At 73.2% G+C, this 18918-nt stretch carries 16 protein-coding genes and 1 pseudogene; 10 read left to right on the forward strand and 7 right to left on the reverse strand.

Translation table 11 applies throughout. The features are described 5' to 3' along the window. The first annotated feature begins 81 nt into the window (after positions 1-81). From AC6I72_RS08205 to AC6I72_RS08235, 7 genes are all read left to right on the forward strand, one after another. Positions 82-915: a glutamate ABC transporter substrate-binding protein gene (locus AC6I72_RS08205; RefSeq protein WP_498000207.1), complete on the forward strand. Its 834-nt coding sequence runs from the start codon at positions 82-84 to the stop codon at positions 913-915. Positions 916-991: 76 nt separating this feature from the next. After that, complete coding sequence (locus AC6I72_RS08210; RefSeq protein ID WP_037856832.1) at positions 992-1657, forward strand: amino acid ABC transporter permease; 666 nt, start codon at positions 992-994, stop codon at positions 1655-1657. Beyond that, entirely contained in the window at positions 1654-2541 is an 888-nt protein-coding gene (locus AC6I72_RS08215) for an amino acid ABC transporter permease (protein ID WP_498000208.1), read from the forward strand. Before AC6I72_RS08210 ends, AC6I72_RS08215 begins: the two co-directional genes overlap by 4 nt. Positions 2542-2716: 175 nt before the next feature. After that, positions 2717-4318 carry an FAD-dependent monooxygenase gene (locus AC6I72_RS08220; RefSeq protein WP_498000209.1) on the forward strand — a complete coding sequence of 534 codons (1602 nt, stop codon included), beginning with the start codon at positions 2717-2719 and terminating at the stop codon, positions 4316-4318. A 36-nt stretch (positions 4319-4354) separates the two neighbouring features. Further along, a complete protein-coding gene (locus AC6I72_RS08225; RefSeq protein ID WP_498000210.1) occupies positions 4355-4822 on the forward strand; it encodes a putative leader peptide in 468 nt (155 codons plus the stop codon). Between the two features lie 167 nt (positions 4823-4989). Then, complete coding sequence (locus AC6I72_RS08230) at positions 4990-5568, forward strand: cupin domain-containing protein (RefSeq protein ID WP_498000211.1); 579 nt, start codon at positions 4990-4992, stop codon at positions 5566-5568. 32 nt (positions 5569-5600) lie between these two features. After that, positions 5601-6014 carry a rhodanese-like domain-containing protein gene (locus AC6I72_RS08235; RefSeq protein WP_498000212.1) on the forward strand — a complete coding sequence of 138 codons (414 nt, stop codon included), beginning with the start codon at positions 5601-5603 and terminating at the stop codon, positions 6012-6014. Between the two features lie 313 nt (positions 6015-6327). Here AC6I72_RS08235 and recX read toward each other — a convergent pair whose 3' ends face one another. Together recX and recA are read right to left on the reverse strand one after the other, a co-directional pair. Then, positions 6328-7233: a recombination regulator RecX gene (recX, locus tag AC6I72_RS08240; RefSeq protein ID WP_498000213.1), complete on the reverse strand. Its 906-nt coding sequence runs from the start codon at positions 7231-7233 to the stop codon at positions 6328-6330. A 2-nt stretch (positions 7234-7235) separates the two neighbouring features. Continuing rightward, complete coding sequence (gene recA / locus AC6I72_RS08245; protein WP_498000214.1) at positions 7236-8363, reverse strand: recombinase RecA; 1128 nt, start codon at positions 8361-8363, stop codon at positions 7236-7238. 302 nt (positions 8364-8665) lie between these two features. On the opposite strand from recA, the pseudogene AC6I72_RS08250 reads away from it, so the two are divergent. After that, positions 8666-9011, forward strand: a pseudogene (locus AC6I72_RS08250) (hypothetical protein); the annotation flags it as partial. 12 nt (positions 9012-9023) lie between these two features. Here AC6I72_RS08250 and AC6I72_RS08255 read toward each other — a convergent pair. Together AC6I72_RS08255 and AC6I72_RS08260 are read right to left on the reverse strand one after the other, a co-directional pair. Then, a complete protein-coding gene (locus tag AC6I72_RS08255; protein WP_498004624.1) occupies positions 9024-10367 on the reverse strand; it encodes an AI-2E family transporter in 1344 nt (447 codons plus the stop codon). Positions 10368-10427: 60 nt separating this feature from the next. Then, a complete protein-coding gene (locus tag AC6I72_RS08260) occupies positions 10428-10622 on the reverse strand; it encodes a DUF3046 domain-containing protein (RefSeq protein WP_037856847.1) in 195 nt (64 codons plus the stop codon). 80 nt (positions 10623-10702) lie between these two features. On the opposite strand from AC6I72_RS08260, the gene AC6I72_RS08265 reads away from it, so the two are divergent. Continuing rightward, positions 10703-11647 carry a hypothetical protein gene (locus AC6I72_RS08265; protein WP_498000215.1) on the forward strand — a complete coding sequence of 315 codons (945 nt, stop codon included), beginning with the start codon at positions 10703-10705 and terminating at the stop codon, positions 11645-11647. Positions 11648-11666: 19 nt separating this feature from the next. On the opposite strand, the gene AC6I72_RS08270 is transcribed toward AC6I72_RS08265, so the two are convergent. From AC6I72_RS08270 to AC6I72_RS08280, 3 genes are read right to left on the reverse strand one after another with little or no spacing between them, the layout of a single operon-like run. Further along, complete coding sequence (locus AC6I72_RS08270; RefSeq protein WP_498000216.1) at positions 11667-11975, reverse strand: AzlD domain-containing protein; 309 nt, start codon at positions 11973-11975, stop codon at positions 11667-11669. Next, positions 11972-12811: an AzlC family ABC transporter permease gene (locus tag AC6I72_RS08275; protein WP_498004625.1), complete on the reverse strand. Its 840-nt coding sequence runs from the start codon at positions 12809-12811 to the stop codon at positions 11972-11974. The genes AC6I72_RS08270 and AC6I72_RS08275 overlap by 4 nt, the downstream gene beginning before the upstream one ends. Beyond that, entirely contained in the window at positions 12709-13704 is a 996-nt protein-coding gene (locus AC6I72_RS08280; protein ID WP_498000217.1) for an AraC family ligand binding domain-containing protein, read from the reverse strand. The genes AC6I72_RS08275 and AC6I72_RS08280 overlap by 103 nt, the downstream gene beginning before the upstream one ends. A 109-nt stretch (positions 13705-13813) precedes the next feature. Between AC6I72_RS08280 and AC6I72_RS08285 the strand changes: the two genes are divergently transcribed. Next, positions 13814-18787: an ATP-dependent helicase gene (locus AC6I72_RS08285; RefSeq protein ID WP_498000218.1), complete on the forward strand. Its 4974-nt coding sequence runs from the start codon at positions 13814-13816 to the stop codon at positions 18785-18787. Positions 18788-18918 lie beyond the last annotated feature (131 nt).

Raw genomic sequence — 18918 nt, forward strand, 5'->3', positions numbered from 1 at the left:
CCCGCCCCCACGGCGCCGTCACCCCCGCAGGGTTCCGGCTCCCGACCGGGCCTTTGAGCCTTTCAGCAAAGGAAGTTCAGCATGAAGCTCCGCAAGGTCACCGCCGCCTCGGCCGTCGTGCTCGCCCTCGCCGTCTCGGCGACGGCGTGCGGTTCCGACAAGAAGGACGGCGGGTCGTCGGGTGGCGGCAAGAAGATCGCCATCGGCATCAAGTACGACCAGCCCGGCCTCGGCCAGAAGACGCCGCAGGGCTACTCCGGCTTCGACGTGGACGTGGCCAAGTACGTCGCCAAGAAGCTCGGTTACAACGAGGACCAGATCGAGTGGAAGGAGTCGAAGAGCGCCGACCGCGAGACCATGCTGGCCCGCGGTGACGTGCAGTTCATCGCCGCCACCTACTCGATCACCCCGGAGCGCGAGAAGAAGGTCGACTTCGCCGGCCCGTACCTGCTCGCCCACCAGGACGTCCTGGTCCGCGCCGACGACGACTCGATCAAGTCGGCGGGCGACCTGAACAGCAAGAAGCTGTGTTCGGTCACCGGTTCGACCTCGGCGCAGAACGTCAAGGAGAAGCTGGCCCCCAAGGCGAACCTGCTGAAGTACCCGACGTACTCGGCCTGCCTCAACGGCCTGCAGAACAAGGCGATCGACGCCCTGACGACGGACGACTCGATCCTCGCCGGTTACGCCTCCCAGGCCCAGTTCAAGGGCAAGTTCAAGCTGGGCGGCCTGAAGATGACCAACGAGAACTACGGCATCGGCGTCAAGAAGGGCAGCGACCTCAAGGACAAGATCAACAAGGCGCTGACGGACATGGTCTCCGACGGTTCCTGGGAGAAGGCCGTGAAGGCCAACTTCGGTCCGGCGAACTACCAGTACGAGCAGGCGCCGAAGATCGGCGACGTCAAGAGCTGAGTCAGCGCCCGCCGGGTGTGCCGCTCCCCAGGGGGCGGCGCACCGGGGCCCACCACACGCGGAAGCGCGGGAGATCGTGTTCGACTTTCTTGAAGGCTACGACCTGCTGGGAGCCTTCTGGGTGACGGTGCAGCTCACCCTGCTCTCGGCCGTCGGTTCCCTGGTCTGGGGCACCCTGCTGGCCGCCATGCGCGTCGGCCCGGTGCCGCTCATGCGCGGCTTCGGCACCGCGTACGTCAACGTCGTGCGGAACATTCCGCTGACGGTGATCATCCTGTTCACCTCGCTGGGCCTGAACCAGACCCTCGGCGTGCGCCTCGGCTCGGAGAACTTCGACACCATCAACTTCCGGCTGGCCGTGCTCGGTCTGATCGCCTACACCTCGGCGTTCGTGTGCGAGGCCATCCGCTCCGGCATCAACACGGTGCCGGTCGGCCAGGCGGAGGCGGCCCGCGCGCTCGGGCTGAACTTCACCCAGGTGCTGACCCTGGTGGTGCTGCCGCAGGCGTTCCGTTCGGTCGTCGGCCCGCTCACCAACGTCCTGATCGCGCTCACCAAGAACACCACGGTGGCCGCTGCGATCGGTGTGGCCGAGGCCGCCCTGCTGATGAAGGACATCCTGGAGAACGAGGCACAGCTCCTGCTGACCGCGGCGGTCTTCGCGTTCGGCTTCGTGTGCCTGACGCTGCCGACCGGCCTGGTCCTCGGCTGGGTCAGCAAGAAGGTGGCGGTGAAGCGATGAGTTCCTCGGTGCTGTACGACGCTCAGGGGCCCAGGGCCAAACGGCGCAACGTCGTCTACTCGATCGTGTTCGTTCTCGCGCTCGCGGCCCTCCTGTGGTGGGTCTACCAGGGCCTGAGCGACAAGGGCCAGCTGGACTGGGAGAAGTGGAAGCCGTTCTTCGCCGGTTCCGAGGCGTGGACGACGTACATCCTGCCGGGACTGAAGAACACGCTGATCGCCGCCGCCCTGTCGATGGTCATCGCCTTGCCGCTGGGTGCGGTCTTCGGCATCGCGCGGCTCTCCGACCACGCCTGGATCCGGGTGCCGGCCGCCGTGATCGTGGAGTTCTTCCGCGCCATCCCGGTGCTGATGCTGATGATCTTCGGTCTGGCGCTGTTCGCCCAGTACACGAACGTCGGTTCGGACGACCGGCCGCTGTACGCCGTCGTCACCGGCCTGGTGCTCTACAACGCCTCGGTGCTGGCGGAGATCGTCCGGGCGGGCATCCTGTCGCTGCCCAAGGGGCAGGCCGAGGCGGGCCAGGCCATCGGTCTGCGCAAGACCCAGGTCATGACGTCGATCCTGCTGCCGCAGGCCGTCACCGCGATGCTGCCGGCCATCGTGAGCCAGCTCGTGGTGATCGTGAAGGACACCGCACTGGGCGGCGCGATCCTCACCTTCCCCGAACTGCTGGCGTCGGTCTCCCCGATGAGTTCGTACTACGGTGCGAACACCATCGCCAGCTTCACCATCGTCGCCGTCATCTACATCGCGCTGAACTTCAGCCTCACCAGCTTCGCGAGCTGGCTGGAACGCCGGCTGCGGCGGGCCAAGAAGTCCACCGGCGCGGTGCTCGCGCCGACCGCGGTGGCGGACGCGGAGTCGACGGGCGCCCCCGTCTGACGGCCGGTCACCCGGCAGACGCCACACGGGGGCAGCGGAATGATCACCGCTGCCCCCGTCACTTGACGCAAGCAGCGGCAATGGGTTGCATACGTTCTGTGATCGTGCACCCTGCTCCAGCCGTCTGTTCACGTCCGTCCGTCAGGACACCGCTGCGGGCAGGGGGCGCCGCGCCGTGGATCCGGTGATCGTCGTCGGAGCGGGGCCCGTCGGGCTCACGCTCGCCCTGGCGCTGGCACGTCAGGAAGTGCCGTCCGTCGTGCTCGACGAGACACCGGGCACGGAGCCGGTACGGGCGGCGCGCACCGTCGTCCTGCGCGAGGACACCGCCGCCCTCGTGGAGCGGCTGGCCGGTACCCCGCTCGGCCGGGCCGGACTGCGCTGGGCCGGGTGGTGGTCCATGCGGCGCAAACAGGTGACCGGCGAGGTCGCCTTCGACGCGGCCGATCCGGCGCCGCTGCACATCGCCCAGCACGACCTCACCGGCGCCCTGCGCGCCGCCGTGGCCCGCGAGCCGCTGATCGAACTGGCCACCGACAGCCGGCTCGACGCCCTGGAGCAGGAGACGGCGGGCGTGAGCGCGCACACCCGTGGAGCCGCCGGCACCTGGTGGCGCGGCAGCTACCTCGTCGGCTGCGACGGACCGCGCTCGACCGTGCGCAAACTCCAGGACATCCGCTTTCCCGGCCGCACCGCCGTCGAGCGGTACGCCGTGGCCGCGCTGCGCGCCGCACTGCCCCGGCCCGAGGAAGCGTTCCTCCACCGGAACCCGCCGTGGCGGACGTCCGGGCCTTCGGCCGGTGAGATCACCGCGCGGCCGCTGCCGGACGGCGTGTGGCGCCTCGACTGGCTGCTGCCGCCCGGCAAGGACCTGGTCACCCCGGAACTGCTGCTCGCCCGCATCCGCGAGACCCTCACCGGCTGGACCGGCGAGAGCGCACCGGCGTACGAACTGCTGGACACCGGCGTGCACACGGTGCACCACCGGGTGGCCCGGCGCTGGCGCAACGGACGCGTCCTCCTGGCCGGGGACGCGGCCCACCTGCTGGGCGCGTTCGGCACCCAGGGACTGGACGAGGGACTGCGGGACGCCGACAACCTCGCCTGGAAACTGGCCCTCACCTGGCACCACGGCCCGCACGAGGCGCTGCTCGACAGCTACCAGACGGAGCGGCGGGCGATCGTCGCCTCCCGGCTGCGCGCCGCCGACCAGTTGCTGCCCGTGCTGCGCGGGGGCGGCGGGCTGCGGTCCTACGTCCCCGGGGCGGCGCGCGGGCACGACGCGTCGCTGATGGACGGCCACCTGGGGCGCGGAACCCTGGGCGCGCCGGGGGCGTACGCCGACTCGCCGCTCGCAGCCCCGCACTTCGACGCGGAGGCACCCGTGGACACGCCCCCCGGAGCGGCGGTCGCGGACGTGGTGGTGACGGCGGAGGACGGCTCGTTCGTCCCGCTGCGGGACCGGCTCGGCCGCGGGGCGCTGCTGGTCGTGCTGGTGGCGCCGGGCACGGTGGTGTGGGAGCGCCGGCACTGGGTGAGCGCCGGGATCATGCCCCGGCTGGCCGCCGCGGTGGCCGCGCTGCCGCACCCCGCCGAACTGCTGGTGGCCGAGAGCTACCCGGGCGCGGCGCCGCACACCGTGCTCCTGGTGCGCCCCGACGGGCACCTGGTCACCGCGCTGAGCGGGGTCCGCCCGGCCGACCTGTACACCGCGGCCGAGGCCACCCTCGGCGGCGCGGCACCCGCCGACGCCCGGGCGGAGGCCGGCGCCCACTGAAACACCCGGCCGGGCGAGCGTTCAGGCCGTCCGGCCATGACCAGTCCGGGGCGGCGTGGGTGGCTCGGGCGGGCTGGAGGTTCTGGGGTGGCCTGGGCGTCCTGGGGTGGCTCGGGGGTCTGGGGTGGCTCCGGGCCTGGTCACCTTGGGTGGCTCGGGAACTGCGGTGGATCCGGGCCTGGGTGGCCCGGGGGGCTGGTGTGGTTCGAGGCCTGGGTTGGCCCGGGACCTGGGTTCGGGGTCTGGGCGCCCTGGGTGGCTCGGGGGCCTGGGTTGGTTCGAGGTCTGGGATGGCTCGGGGCCCGGGTTCGGGACGCGGCGCCCTGGGGTGGCCTTGGAACGGCCACTCACCGTCACCATCGTCCGCATGATGACAGCGTGTTGACCGCTTCCGTCCCCCATGGTGTACTCCGGATCGTGACCGACACCGATGTGCGCCTGTGGCGGAGGGTCCATATGGACCTCCTCCGCTATGCGGGCTGCGTGTGTCGCCCGTCCCGCTGAATTCGCGCCCCCTTCTGCTTCTCTCTTCCGCGCGCGACGCCGACGCCTGCTCAGCGCTGTTCACGCACTGTGTTCAGGTGCCGTGGCTCCAGGCTGTTCCCTCACCACGCTGTTCTGCGCAGGGTGCCGTCGCGCGCGTTCCGCGAACCCACTTCAGGACGGTGTGCATGTCTGTCTTCTCCTCCCCGTCGGCCCCCGCCCCCGCCCCCGCCCCCTCCCCCACCGCCTCCCTTCCCGCCGCGCCCACCGCGGAGCCGCCCACGCAGGCGGAACTCCTCGACTTCGTCCGACGCGCCGCCGCCGACGCGGAGCTGATCGCCTCGCTGCCGCTCGACCCCGAGGGCCGCACCTGGATCCGTCTGGACGGGCCCGGGGGCAGTGAGGCCTGGCTGATCGGCTGGCCGCCCCGCACCGGTACGGGCTGGCACGACCACGCCGACTCGGTCGGCGCCTTCGTCACCGCCACCGGCGAACTCACGGAGAACTCGCTCGCCGCACGGCTGCCCACCGACGGCTGGAAGACCCTGGAACTCACCGAGGGCGTGGACCGCGCACGACGGCTGCCGGCCGGCCGGGGTCGCGCCTTCGGCCGACACCACGTCCACGAGGTGCTGAACGAGTCGAGCGACCGGCACGCTGTGTCTGTGCACGCCTACTACCCGCCGCTTCCCCGGATCCGCCGTTACAGCCGCTCCGGACCGGTGCTGCGCCTGGAGCAGGTGGAGCGCCCCGAGGACTGGCAGTGAGCAGCGATGCGACAGACGCGAAAGGACCGGCAGTGAGCGACGTGAACGAAGAGCAGACCGGGATCGACGAGTTGCTGGAACAGGTGCGCCGCACCTACGTGCGTGTCGAACCCCACGAGGCGTACGCCGCCGCCCGGGCCGGCGAGGCCCTGCTGGTCGACATCCGCTATGCCGCGCTGCGGGAGCGGGACGGACTGGTGCCCGGTGCTCTGGTCGTCGAGCGCAACGAACTGGAGTGGCGGCTTGATCCCCAGGGCAGCCACCGTCTCCCCGAGGCCACCGGTCACGACCTGCGCGTCGTCGTCATCTGCAACGAGGGTTACGCGTCGAGCCTCGCGGCCGTCTCCCTGCACCAGCTCGGCCTGCGCCGGGCCACCGACCTGACCGGCGGATTCCAGGCGTGGCGATCGGCCGGTCTTCCGGTCCTGGCCCCGGCCGTCCCCTGAGACCCCGGGCCTGAATTCCGGGGCCCCGGGCTCGGACGTCACATTCCGGCGGCTTGGGGCCCTGGGCTCCGGTGCCACGCTCCCGCTCCGGCCTCGGGTCGCGGGCGGCTCGGACGCCACGTTCCGGCTCCGGGCCTTGGGCGCCCGCGTCACGCGCCGGCTCCAGCCCCGGCTCCCGGGCTCGGGCGTCGCACCCCGGCAATCACCTCTCTGGGCTGGGGCCTGGGCTCTGGCAGCGGCCTCGCCTCCCGGTCCGGGCGTCGGCCCGGCTCCCCTCTCGGGCTCCGGCCTCGGTCCTCCTGCTGGGGCTGCCTCAGTACCCCTCCTCCCCGAGGAACTCGGTGTCCTCGCCCTCCTCCTCCAGCGCCTGGCGCACCACCCGCAGGGCCAGGCCCTGGGAGTAGCCCTTGCGGGCGAGCATGCCCGCCAGCCGGCGCAGCCGTTTGTCGCGGTCCAGGCCCCGGGTGGAGCGCAGCTTGCGGGCGACCAGGTCCCGCGCGGTGGCTTCCTCCTGCTCGGCGTCGAGCCGGCCCACGGCCTCGTCGATCAGTGCCCCGTCGACCCCCTTGGTACGCAGTTCCTGGGCGAGCGCGCGACGGGCCAGTCCGCGCCCATGGTGCCGGGACTCCACCCAGGCGTCCGCGAACGCGCTGTCGTCGATCAGCCCGACCTCCTCGAAACGGGACAGCACCTCCTGCGCCGCGTCGTCCGGGATCTCCCGCTTGCGCAGGGCGTCCGCCAGTTGCTTGCGGGTACGCGGGGTCCCGGTGAGCAGGCGCAGACAGATCGCCCGCGCCCGCTCCACCGGGTCCGCCGGAGACTCCTCCTGTTCGGCCCTCGGCGAGGAAGAGATGTCTCCGTCCACCGCGGACGCCTCGCCGGTGCTCCGCCGACGGCGCCCGCGCCCGCCGTACGGCCCGCCGTCACGCGAGCCGCCCCGGCGTGCGCCACCTGCACCGGAGCCGGACGCGCCGCGCGACCCGCCCTGGGCCCGGCGCCGCCCGGCACCACGCCCGTCGCCTCCGTACGCGTCGGCGTCGTGGGGGTCATGAGGGTCGTGTCCGTGGACATCTCCCCCGTCGGCGTCGTCCCCGTGGACTCCCGGACCGGTGGACGCGCCGGCACCGAGGCGGTCTCCGGTGCCCCTCCCCCGTGGGGCACCGAAGGCCGGGTCCGCGTACCCGTCCTCGTCCTCGGGCCAGTCCGTTCGTCGTGTCACGGTCAGCTCTTGGCGGTGGCGGCCTTGGGCTTGGTGGCCTTGGCGGCTGCCGGGGCGGGCACCGTCTTGGCCGCGTCACCCGTGGCGGTGGCTGCCGTCGCGTCCGCGTCCGGCTCGGCGGCGGGCTCCTCCGGACGCACGCCGACGCCCAGCTTCACCTTGATCTTCTTCTCGATCTCGTTGGCCAGGTCGGGGTTGTCCTTCAGGAAGTTGCGCGCGTTCTCCTTGCCCTGGCCGAGCTGGTCGCCCTCGTACGTGTACCAGGCACCGGCCTTGCGGACGAAGCCGTGTTCCACGCCCATGTCGATCAGGCCGCCCTCACGGCTGATGCCCTGGCCGTAGAGGATGTCGAACTCCGCCTGCTTGAAGGGCGGCGCGACCTTGTTCTTGACGACCTTGCAGCGGGTGCGGTTGCCGACCGCCTCCGTGCCGTCCTTCAGGGTCTCGATGCGGCGGATGTCGATGCGCACCGAGGCGTAGAACTTCAGCGCGCGGCCACCGGTCGTGGTCTCCGGCGAGCCGAACATCACGCCGATCTTCTCGCGCAGCTGGTTGATGAAGATCGCGGTGGTCTTCGACTGGTTGAGCGCGCTGGTGATCTTGCGCAGGGCCTGGCTCATCAGACGGGCCTGCAGACCGACGTGGCTGTCGCCCATCTCGCCCTCGATCTCCGCGCGCGGCACGAGCGCGGCGACGGAGTCGATGACGATGAGGTCGAGCGCGCCGGAGCGGACCAGCATGTCCACGATCTCCAGCGCCTGCTCGCCGTTGTCCGGCTGGGAGAGGATCAGGTTGTCGATGTCGACGCCGAGCTTCTTCGCGTACTCGGGGTCGAGGGCGTGCTCGGCGTCCACGAAGGCGACCTGGCCGCCGGCCCGCTGCGCGTTCGCCACGGCGTGCAGGGTCAGGGTCGTCTTGCCGGAGGACTCCGGGCCGTAGATCTCCACGACGCGGCCGCGCGGCAGGCCGCCGACGCCGAGGGCCACGTCGAGCGCGGTCGACCCGGTCGGGATGACCTCGATGGGCTCCTTCGACCGCTCGCCCATGCGCATGACCGCGCCCTTGCCGAATTGCCGTTCAATCTGTGCGAGCGCGGCGTCCAGCGCCTTCTCGCGGTCGGTTCCTGCCATGGGTTCCACCCGGTTTGCTTGAGTCGATCGCTTCACGTCAAAGACGCTAACGCCTGCCACTGACAATGCGCCTCGACGCCCGTCCGGCCTGTGGATAACCAGGGGGCAAAACGCCCCATAAATGGGCGAAATCCCCTCGGTTGAGCCTCGCCGACGCCTCCATAAGAATGGATGTTCGATTTTTGTGTCAAGCGCACCACGCGCCACCCCGGCCCCGGGGGACGGCCCCTGAACCAGCCCCGTCCCCGCCTGCTCCCAGCGGGGTACGACAGGTGCCTCACCCGGACGGCGCCGGGACGCGGCGCCACCGGAAGGCTGCCGCCATGGCAGGTACCGCGGGAACGGCCCTCGCGCTGCGCCCCGGGTTCGCGATTCTGCTCGTCGCCCTCGCCTCGGGTGCCGCGATGCGCGCGCGGGGTGGTGCTCATCCGGACCGGTCGCCAGGAGGCGGCGTACCGCTCGACGGCCCCGCTCAGGCCGCTGCACGGCGTGAGCCTGCACGCCGTCCTGGTACTGCCCGCGCCGGCCCGGCTGCTGTCCCGCACCGCCCTGGACGAGCAGGTCCGCGGGCGGATCGTCACCACCGCGGCCGGCGTCTGTGCGACGGCGGTCGTCGGCGCCGGTGTCCGGCGGGGCCTCAGCCTGTGAGGCCCCGCCGGTTCACTCGCCGGTGGCGCCTTCCTCGGCCACCGCGGCGCCCCGGGGCTCCCCCGCCCGGGTCCCGGCCACCGCCGCCGCGGTACCGGACTCCTGCCGGGCGGCACCCGGCTCCTGCGTCCTTGCGGGCTCCGCCGCCCACAGCCGTCGTACGCGGGTGCGCAGGCCCGGTGCAGGGGCCCGGGTGCGGTGACCGTGGACGCGGGGGTCGTCGGTGACGGCGTACCGCTTCACGTACGCCCCCAGGAAGGCCTGCAGGGTGGCGACCGCCGGGATGGCGATCAGCGCGCCGACGGCACCGAGCAGCGCGGTGCCCGCGATGACCGAGCCGAAGGCGACCGCCGGGTGGATGTCGACGGTCTTCGCGGTCAGCTTGGGCTGCAGCATGTAGTTCTCGAACTGCTGGTAGACCACGACGAAGATCAGCACCCACAGCGCGTACCACGGGTTGACCGTGAAGGCGATCAGCATCGGCAGGGCGCCCGCGAGATAGGTGCCGATGGTGGGGATGAACTGCGACACGAGGCCCACCCACACGCCGAGCACGGGCGCGTACGGAACGCCGAGGGCCTGGAGCAGGACGTAGTGCGCGATCCCGGAGACGAGCGCCATCAGGCTGCGCGAGTACAGGTAGCCGCCCGTCTTGTCGACGGCGATCTCCCACGCGCGCAGCACCTCCGCCTGGCGGGCGGGCGGCAGCACCGAGCACAGGGCGCGGCGCAGCCGCGGCCCGTCGGCGGCGAAGTAGAACGAGAACAGGCCGATCGTGAGCATCTGGAAGAGTCCGCCGAGCACCTGGGTGGACACGTCGAGCACACCGGCGGCGCCGTTCTGCGCGTACTTGCGCAGCCAGTCGGAGTGGAGCAGCCCTTCCTGGATGTCGACCCGCCGCAGGTCGGTGTGGAACTTCGTGTTGACCCAGTGGATGACGGAGTCCAGGTACTCGGGGAAGCCCTCGACCATCTTGATGATCTGCCCGGCGAGCATCGACCCGAGCAGGGTGACGAAGCCCGCGACGGCGATCGTCAGACCCAGGAAGACCAGGAAGGTGGCGAATCCCCGGCGCATGCCGCGGGCCGCCATGCGGCTCACCGCGGGTTCGATGGCCAGGGCCAGGAAGAACGCGATGAGGATGTTGACCAGCAGGCCGGTCACCTGGTGGAAGGCCCAGCTGCCGAACTGGAAGGCGGCGACGAGCGCGAGGGCGAGCACCATGGCGCGGGGCAGCCAGCGGGGCATGCGTGCAGCCGGCCGGACAGCGCCCTCGGCGGGGGGCCGGGGAGGGGGTGTCGTACCGGTGGGGGCGGTGTGCGGGGTCGTCTGCCCGGACTCGTCAGTGGGTGCCACCATGCAAGTGTCGCCCACGCCACCGACAGTCCCGTACGGCCCGGCCGCCTTTGTGACCGGTCAGCGTCTTTCTCCCGGGACGTTCATCACGTGGCAGACCACGCGCCAGACGTCCTTGGCCTCCCAGCCGGCCGCCAGTGCCTCGTGCACCGTGCGCCCGCCCAGTTCGGACATGACGTGATCGCGTGCGAAGGTTTCGGCGTACCCGGCACCGAAGTGCTCCGCCATCCGCTCCCAGAAGACCGTCAACCGCATGCCCCCAGTATCCCGCCCCTGGGAGTGACCCCCGGCCGGGACGGCCTGCGCGGACGGTGGGGCACCCTACGGTCTGAACCATGGCCGAGACAGGAGCCCTCACCCCTTCCCCGCCGCCCCCGGCGGCCTCACCGCTGCTCCGCGCGGAGCACTTCGTGTGGCACACCGCGCGCGTACTGGAGCAGCGGCTCTTCGCACACCTCTTCCTGAACGGCGACGCGGCCCCCGTGGAGACCGCCCTCGACGCCTACGCCAACGACGACGGCGGGTACGGCCACGCCCTGGAGCCGGACCTGCGGGGGCCGGCCAGCCGGCCGCCGCACACCACGCACGCGCTGCACGTCCTGGACGCCCTCGGGCGGTGTGGCGGCCGGCGTGTGGAGCGCGTGTGCCGCTATCTGACCTCCGTGTCCACCCCGGAGGGCGCGCTCCCCGCAGTCCGGCCCGACGGGTACGACCGCCCGGCCGGCCCCCTCGTGCCGGCGGTGGACGCCCCGAAGGGCGACCTGTCGGCCACCGGCCCGGTGGTCGGCCTGCTGCACCGCAACGACGTGTGGCACGCCTGGCTGTTCCGGGCGACCGACTTCTGCTGGCAGCGGATCGAGTCCCTCGGCACGCCCCACCCCTGCGAGGTGCGGGCGGCCGTCGCCTTCCTGGACGCCGTACCCGACCGCACGCGCGCGCGGGCCGCCGCCGGCCGGCTCGGCGCCCTGGTCCGTGAGCAGCGGCTCGCGGTCCTGGACGCGCACGGCCCGCAGGACCGCCCGGCCGCTCCGGGTTACGCGCCGGGCGAGCACCACTTCCCGCACGACTTCGCGCGGACACCGGACTCCCTCGCGCGCGCGTGGTTCACCGACGAGGAGATGGCCCGTTCGCTCGACCTCCTCGCCGCCCGGCAGCAGGAGGACGGCGGCTGGCCGGTCACCCGGCGCCGATCGGCTCCCGGTGCCGCCCTGGAGGCGCGGTCCATGGCGACGATCGAGGCCCTGCGCACCCTGAGAGCCCACGGTCGTGTCATCGGCTGAAGGACGCCCCGTCCCTTCCTCAGCCCCCCATGGCGCGCACCCCGGCAGTCACCACCACGGCAGCGGCGACGATGACCAGGAAGGGTGCCCGCAGGACCAGTGCCACGGCGGCGGCAGCCAGGCCCGCCGCCCTGGCGTCCAGGACGAGGACCCGTCCGTCGGAGAACGTCTGCTGCGCGGTGAGGGCGGCGAGCAGGGCGACGGGAAGCAGCGCGGCGAGCCGCCGCACCAGGGGCCGCTCCAGGGCTCCCGCCGGAACGAGCAGCCCGGCGAGCTTGACGGCGTAGCAGCCGAGTGCGGTCACGACGACCGCGGTCCAGGTGTTCACCGGTCTTCCTTTCGTACATCGCTCTGGGGCCGTACGTCGTTCTGTGGCCGTACCTCGTTCTGGGGCCGCGCATCGTTCTCTGGCCGTACGTCGCTCTGGGGCCGTACATCGCTCTGTGTGCCGCCCCTGCGGCGGCCCTCCAGGTACAGCACGGCGGGTGCGGCCAGGGCTGCCACCAGGACCGGCACGCCGGCCGGCAGGACGGGCAGCAGACCGAGTCCGAGGAGCACCGCCACGGCAGCCACCGCCCGCTCCGTCGCGGTCTTCACCATGGGCGCGAGCAGGGCCAGGAACACGGCGGGCCCGGCCGCGTCCAGACCCCACGCGCGGGTGTCCCCGATGGCCTCGGCTCCCAGGGCGCCGAGCAGCGTGGTGAGGTTCCACAGGACGTAGAGGGTGACACCGGTGACGGTGAAACCGATCCGCGCGCTGCGCCGGCCGGGCTGTGCGAGGGCCACCGCGGTGGTCTCGTCGATGACCCACTGGGCTGCGAGGGGCCGTGCCCCGCGCGGGAGGGCCAGCAGCTGGGAGAGCCTGAGCCCGTAGAACGCGTTGCGCACTCCGAGGAAGAAGGCGCCCGCAGCGGCGGTGAGCGGGTTGCCCCCGGCCGCCAGCGCCCCGACGAGGGCGAACTGCGAGGCGCCGGTGAACACCAGGAGGCTGAGCACGCAGGTCTGGAGCAGGGTGAGCCCGCTGCCCGCCGAGGTCACCCCGAAGGCGAACCCGGACAGTCCTACGGCGACCCCGACCCCGAGGGCGTCCCGGACGACGGCGGCGTCCGGTTTCCCCCCGCCGGCTCCGTCTGCGCCGGCCGCCCCTCGGCGACCGGCGCGTATGTCTGCGCAAGCTGTCTCTTCTGCCACACACCGGACGGTAGGAGAAGACGCGACCGCGCGTCTTGTACGTTCTTGCGCTCGCGCTGGTAGGCGCCCGGGGGGACGCCGACGATCCGGGAGAAGTGCCGGCTGAGGTGGGACTGGTCGGTGAAGCCGACGGCCGCGGCGACGGCGGCCGGTGCGGTGCCCGCCTCCAGCAGCCGCAGCGCCCGGCGCACCCGGGCGTCGGTCAGCCAGGTGTGCGGCGGCATCCCGTAGGCGTCCCGGAAGGCCCGCAGCAGGGCGAAGGGGCTCGTCCCCAGCTCCGCCGCCAGGGCTTCCAGGGTCGGCGGCCGGGCCATCCGCTCCTCCAGGACGGCACGCGCGCGTGCCGCGATGCCGTGCCCCGCCGTGCGGACCTCGCGCTGGGGCAGGGTGCCGCCGTTCAGGCGCAGCAGCCGGGTCACGGCGACCCGCAGCAGCGTGTCGGCGGCGAGCGCGTTCCCCTCGTCCGCCGCGCGCAGCACCTGGTGGACCAGGTGGGCGGCGTAGGGGTCGTCGAGCACCGGGTTCACGAAACCCGGTGTCCCGCGGAGCGTGGTGGTCTCCGCGGCGATCTCGGCCACCAGTCCGGGCGCCGGGTACACCGCGCCGTAGCGCCACCCCTCGGGCACGCCCGCGCGGCCCGTGTGCGGTGTGTCCGGATTGACCAGCGCGAGGGCGCCCGTCCCGGCGTACTGGTCGGCCCCGCGGTGGTGGAACACCTCGACGCCCTCGGCGATGGCGGCGATCACGAAGTGCTCGTGGGTGTGCCGGACGAACTCCTTGCGGACGTAGCGGGCACGGAGCAGATCGACACCGGGCAGTTCCTCGTACTGCCAGTGCCGGGCCCGTTCCTCGCCCCGTTCCGCCATACGTCGATTCTCCGTCGCCGCCGGCCGCGACGCGTCCCGCGCCCTTCTCGAGGCGCGGCAAATGCCCAGGTCAGCCCGCATTGTCAGTGGTCGGGTGCAGGATGGACGCATGGTCAGCGACGCACACCGAGCCCTCGACGGCTTCTCCCCCGCGACCCGCGGCTGGTTCACGGGGGCGTTCTCCGCGCCCACCGCGGCCCAGGCCGGCGCGTGGCAGGCCATCGGTGCGGGCTCGGACGTCCTGGTGGTCGCCCCGACCGGTTCCGGCAAGACCCTGGCCGCGTTCCTCGCCGCCCTCGACCAGCTCGCCTCCACCCCGCCCCCCGCCGATCCGAAGAAGCGCTGCCGGGTCCTGTACGTCTCCCCGCTCAAGGCCCTCGCCGTCGACGTGGAGCGCAACCTGCGCAGCCCGCTCACCGGCATCCGCCAGGAGTCCGTCCGCCTGGGCCTGCCCGAACCGGAGGTGAAGGTCGGCATCCGCTCGGGCGACACCCCGGCCGCCGAGCGCCGCGCCCTGTCCACCCGCCCCCCGGACATCCTGATCACCACGCCCGAGTCCCTGTTCCTGATGCTCACCTCGGCCACCCGCGACGCGCTGACCGGTGTCGAGACGGTGATCCTGGACGAGGTGCACGCGGTGGCCGGCACCAAGCGCGGCGCCCACCTCGCGCTGTCCCTGGAGCGCCTGGACGAGCTGCTGCCCGCACCGGCCCGCCGCATCGGACTCTCCGCGACCGTCCGCCCGGTCGACGAGATCGCCCGTTATCTGTCGCCCCGCCGCAAGGTGGAGATCGTCCAGCCCGCCTCCGGCAAGGAGTTCGACCTGTCGGTCGTCGTCCCCGTGGAGGACCTCGGCGAGCTGGGCGCCTCCCGGGCCGCCGACGGTGACGACGGCGCGGAGCGGCCGTCGATCTGGCCGCACGTCGAGGAGCGGATCACCGACCTGGTCCAGGCGCACCGCTCGACGATCGTCTTCGCCAACTCCCGCCGGCTGGCCGAGCGCCTGTGCAACCGGCTCAACGAGATCGCCTACGAGCGGGCAACCGGGCAGCCCCTGGACGAGCACCACTCCCCGGCCGAGCTGATGGGCGGCTCCGGCGCGGCGCACGGCGCGCCGGCGGTCATCGCCCGCGCGCACCACGGATCGGTGTCCAAGGAGCAGCGCGCCCTGGTCGAGGAGGACCTGAAGGCGGGCCGTCTCCCGGCGGTGGTCGCCACCTCGAGCCTGGAGCTGGGCATCGACATGGGTGCCGTGGACCTCGTCGTCCAGGTCGAGTCACCGCCGTCCGTGGCCTCCGGCCTGCAGCGCGTCGGCCGCGCGGGACACCAGGTCGGCGCCGTCTCCACCGGTGTGGTCTTCCCGAAGTACCGCGGTGACCTGGTCCAGGCCGCGGTCGTCACCGAGCGGATGCGTTCCGGTGCCATCGAGTCCCTGAGAGTGCCCGCCAACCCGCTGGACGTCCTCGCCCAGCAGCTCGTCGCGATGACGGCCCTGGACACCTGGCAGGTCGACGACCTGCTCGCCCTGGTCCGCCGGGCGGCGCCGTTCGCCTCGCTGCCGGAGTCGGCGTTCACCGCCGTGCTCGACATGCTCGCCGGCCGCTACCCCTCGGACGCGTTCGCGGAGCTGCGCCCGCGCGTGGTGTGGGACCGCGTGGCGGGCACGGTCACCGGCCGTCCCGGTGCCCAGCGCCTCGCCGTCACCTCCGGCGGCACGATCCCCGACCGCGGCCTGTTCGGGGTCTTCCTCGCCGGTTCCGACCCCAAGAAGGGCGGCGGCCGGGTCGGCGAGCTGGACGAGGAGATGGTGTACGAGTCCCGGGTCGGCGACGTGTTCACCCTGGGCACGAGTTCCTGGCGCATCGAGGACATCACCCGCGACCGGGTCCTGGTCTCCCCCGCCCCCGGGGTGCCCGGCCGGCTGCCCTTCTGGAAGGGCGACCAGCTGGGCCGCCCGCTGGAGCTGGGCCGCGCGGTGGGCGCGTTCCTGCGCGAGGTCGGCGCCCTGTCCGACGAGGACGCGCGGCTGCGGCTCCTCGCGGCGGGCCTGGACGCATGGGCCGCGGACAACGTGCTGGCCTACCTGGCCGAGCAGCGCGAGGCCTGCGGTCATGTGCCGGACGACCGGACGATCGTCGTGGAGCGCTTCCGCGACGAACTGGGCGACTGGCGGGTCGTCGTGCACTCACCCTTCGGCGCCCAGGTGCACGCACCCTGGGCCCTGGCCCTGGGCGCCCGCCTGTCCGAGCGGTACGGCATGGACGCGCAGGTCATGCACGCGGACGACGGGATCGTGCTGCGCCTGCCCGACGCCGACCTCATGGGTCTGGACCTGCTCGACGCGCAGCCCGTGAAGACCGGTGCGGAGTACGACGCCGAGCAGGCCCCGGTCGGTGCCGCGGACGTCGCCTTCGACAAGGGCGAGGTCGACCAGATCGTCACCGACCAGGTCGGCGGCTCGGCGCTGTTCGCCTCCCGCTTCCGCGAGTGCGCCGCCCGCGCGCTGCTGCTGCCGCGCCGCAACCCGGGCAAGCGCACCCCGCTGTGGCAGCAGCGCCAGCGGGCCGCCCAGCTGCTGCAGGTGGCGAGCGAGTTCGGCTCGTTCCCGATCGTCCTGGAAGCGGTGCGCGAGTGCCTGCAGGACGTCTTCGACGTCCCGGGCCTGGTCGAGCTGATGGGAGACATCGAGTCCCGCAAGGTCCGCCTCGTCGAGGTGACCACCCCCGAGCCGTCCCCCTTCGCCCGCTCGCTGCTCTTCGGTTACGTCGCCCAGTTCCTGTACGAGGGCGACTCGCCGCTGGCCGAGCGCCGCGCCGCCGCGCTCTCCCTGGACTCCCGGCTGCTGGCCGAGCTGCTGGGCCAGGCGGAGCTGCGGGAACTGCTGGACGCCGATGTACTGGCCGAGCTGGAGCGCGAGCTGCAGTGGCTGACCGAGGACCGCCGGGTCAAGGACGTCGAAGGGGTCGCGGACGTCCTGCGGCTGCTCGGGCCGCTCACCGAGGCGGAACTGGCCGAGCGCGGTGCGGAGCCCGGCTGGGCCGAGGAGCTGGCCGGCCGGCGCCGCGCCATCCGGGTCAGGATCGCGGGCGCCGACCACTGGGCCGCCATCGAGGACGCCGGCCGCCTGCGCGACGCACTGGGCACCGCCCTGCCGGTCGGTGTCCCGGAGGCGTTCACCGAACCGGTCAAGGATCCCCTGGGCGACCTCCTCGCCCGTTACGCCCGCACGCACGGCCCGTTCACGTCGGCGGCCGCGGCGGCCCGTCTCGGCCTGGGCGCGGCGGTCACCGACGGCGCTTTGCAGCGGCTGGCCGCCGGGGGCCGGGTGGTGCAGGGCGAGTTCCACCCGGCGGGCATCGGCCAGGAGTGGTGCGACGCCTCCGTACTGCGCCGGCTGCGGCGCCGCTCGCTGGCCGCGCTGCGGCACGAACTGGAACCGGTCCCGCCGGCCGCACTCGCGCAGTTCCTGCCGCAGTGGCAGCACATCGGCAAGGGCCACGGGCTGCGCGGCGTCGACGGACTGGTACGCGCCATCGAGCAGGTGCAGGGGGCGTCCGTACCGGCGTCCGCGCTGGAGAAGCTCGTCCTGCCCTCCCGGGTGGCCGGCTACACGCCGTCCATGCTCGACGAACTCACCGCGGCCGGCGAGGTGGTGTGGGCGGGTGCGGGCGCGCTGCCCGGCAAGGACGGCTGGGTCGCGCTCTACCTGGCGGACGCGGCCCCGCTGCTCCTGCCGCCGCCGCACCCGCTGGAGCCGACCGCGCTGCACAGGTCCGTCCTCGACGCCCTCTCCGGCGGCTACGGCCTGTTCTTCCGCCAGATCGCCGACCAGGTCCGGGCGACCACCCACCCCGAGGCCACCGACCCCGAACTGGCCGACGCGCTGTGGGACCTCGCCTGGTCCGGACGGCTCACCAACGACACCCTCGCCCCGATGCGTGCCCTGCTCGGCTCGGGCCGCACCGCCGGGTCCACAGCCCACCGTGCCAGACGCGCCGTCCCGCGCGGGCGGTACGGCTCCCTGACGGCCGCGGCCCGCCCCGTCTCGCGCGGCGGGCCGCCGACCGTCGCCGGCCGCTGGTCCCTGCTGCCGGTCCGCGAGGACGACCCGACCGTCCGCGCCCACGCCCTGGCCCGCACGCTGCTCGACCGGCACGGTGTCGTCACCCGGGGAGCGGTGGCCGCGGAGGGCGTCGAGGGCGGTTTCTCCGCCGTGTACCGGATCCTTTCCGCTTTCGAGGACAGCGGCCAGGCCCGCCGTGGGTACGTCGTGGAAGGGCTGGGCGCCGCACAGTTCGCGATGGACGGCGCCGTCGACCGCCTCCGTGCCGTGGCTAACGCCCGGGAGCGGCGCGAGGGGCTGCCCGGCCCAGGGTTCGACACCGGCGGCCCGGACGGCTTCGGCCCGCCCGCCGGACGAGCCGGGCACGGCCCGCTGCCCGACACCGGTCCTTTTCCCTACGACGGCTTCGGCACGGCGGGTCCGGGCGCGGACCTGGACTGGTCGGGCGGACACCCGGAGCTGGACCGGCCGGCAACCGGTCGCCGCTCCCCGGGGGACTACGTCTCGCCCTCGGACATCGCCGACCCGGGCCGCGGCGGGCCCAGAGGCGGCGGGCACTCCTTCGCGTACGGCACGGGTCCCGGCAGCCGGCGAGGCGGTGGCCATGACGTCCCCGCCGGTTCCCGGGCGGTCGTGCTCGCGGCGGCCGATCCCGCGAACGCCTACGGTGCCGCCCTGGGCTGGCCCGAGCCGCCGACCGGCGCCGGGCACAAGCCGGGGCGCAAGGCCGGTTCCCTGGTGGTCCTCGTGGACGGCGAGCTGACGCTCTACATGGAGCGCGGCGGCAAGACCCTGCTGGCCTGGCCCGCCGACCCCGGCGCCGAGCCCTCCGCGGCCACCGACGATCCCCGTCTGGCGGAGGCCGCCGAAGGCCTGGCCGCGGCAGCCCGGGCGGGTTCCCTGGGCACCGTCACGGTGGAGCGGATCAACGGCGTCTCCGCACTGACCTCTCCCCTGGGCACCCTGCTGGAAGCAGCGGGTTTCATCGCGACCCCGCGCGGACTGCGTCTGCGCGCATGACCGGAACCGGACGGCCGAACCGTACGACCGGCACCCCACGCCCGGCACCGTGTTGGGCACCCCAGACCCGGCGCGCGCAGACCCGGTGCCGCACTCGGCACCCCACGCTCGGCACCACACCCGGCACCCCT

The sequence above is a fragment of the Streptomyces sp. Xyl84 genome (assembly GCF_059731885.1).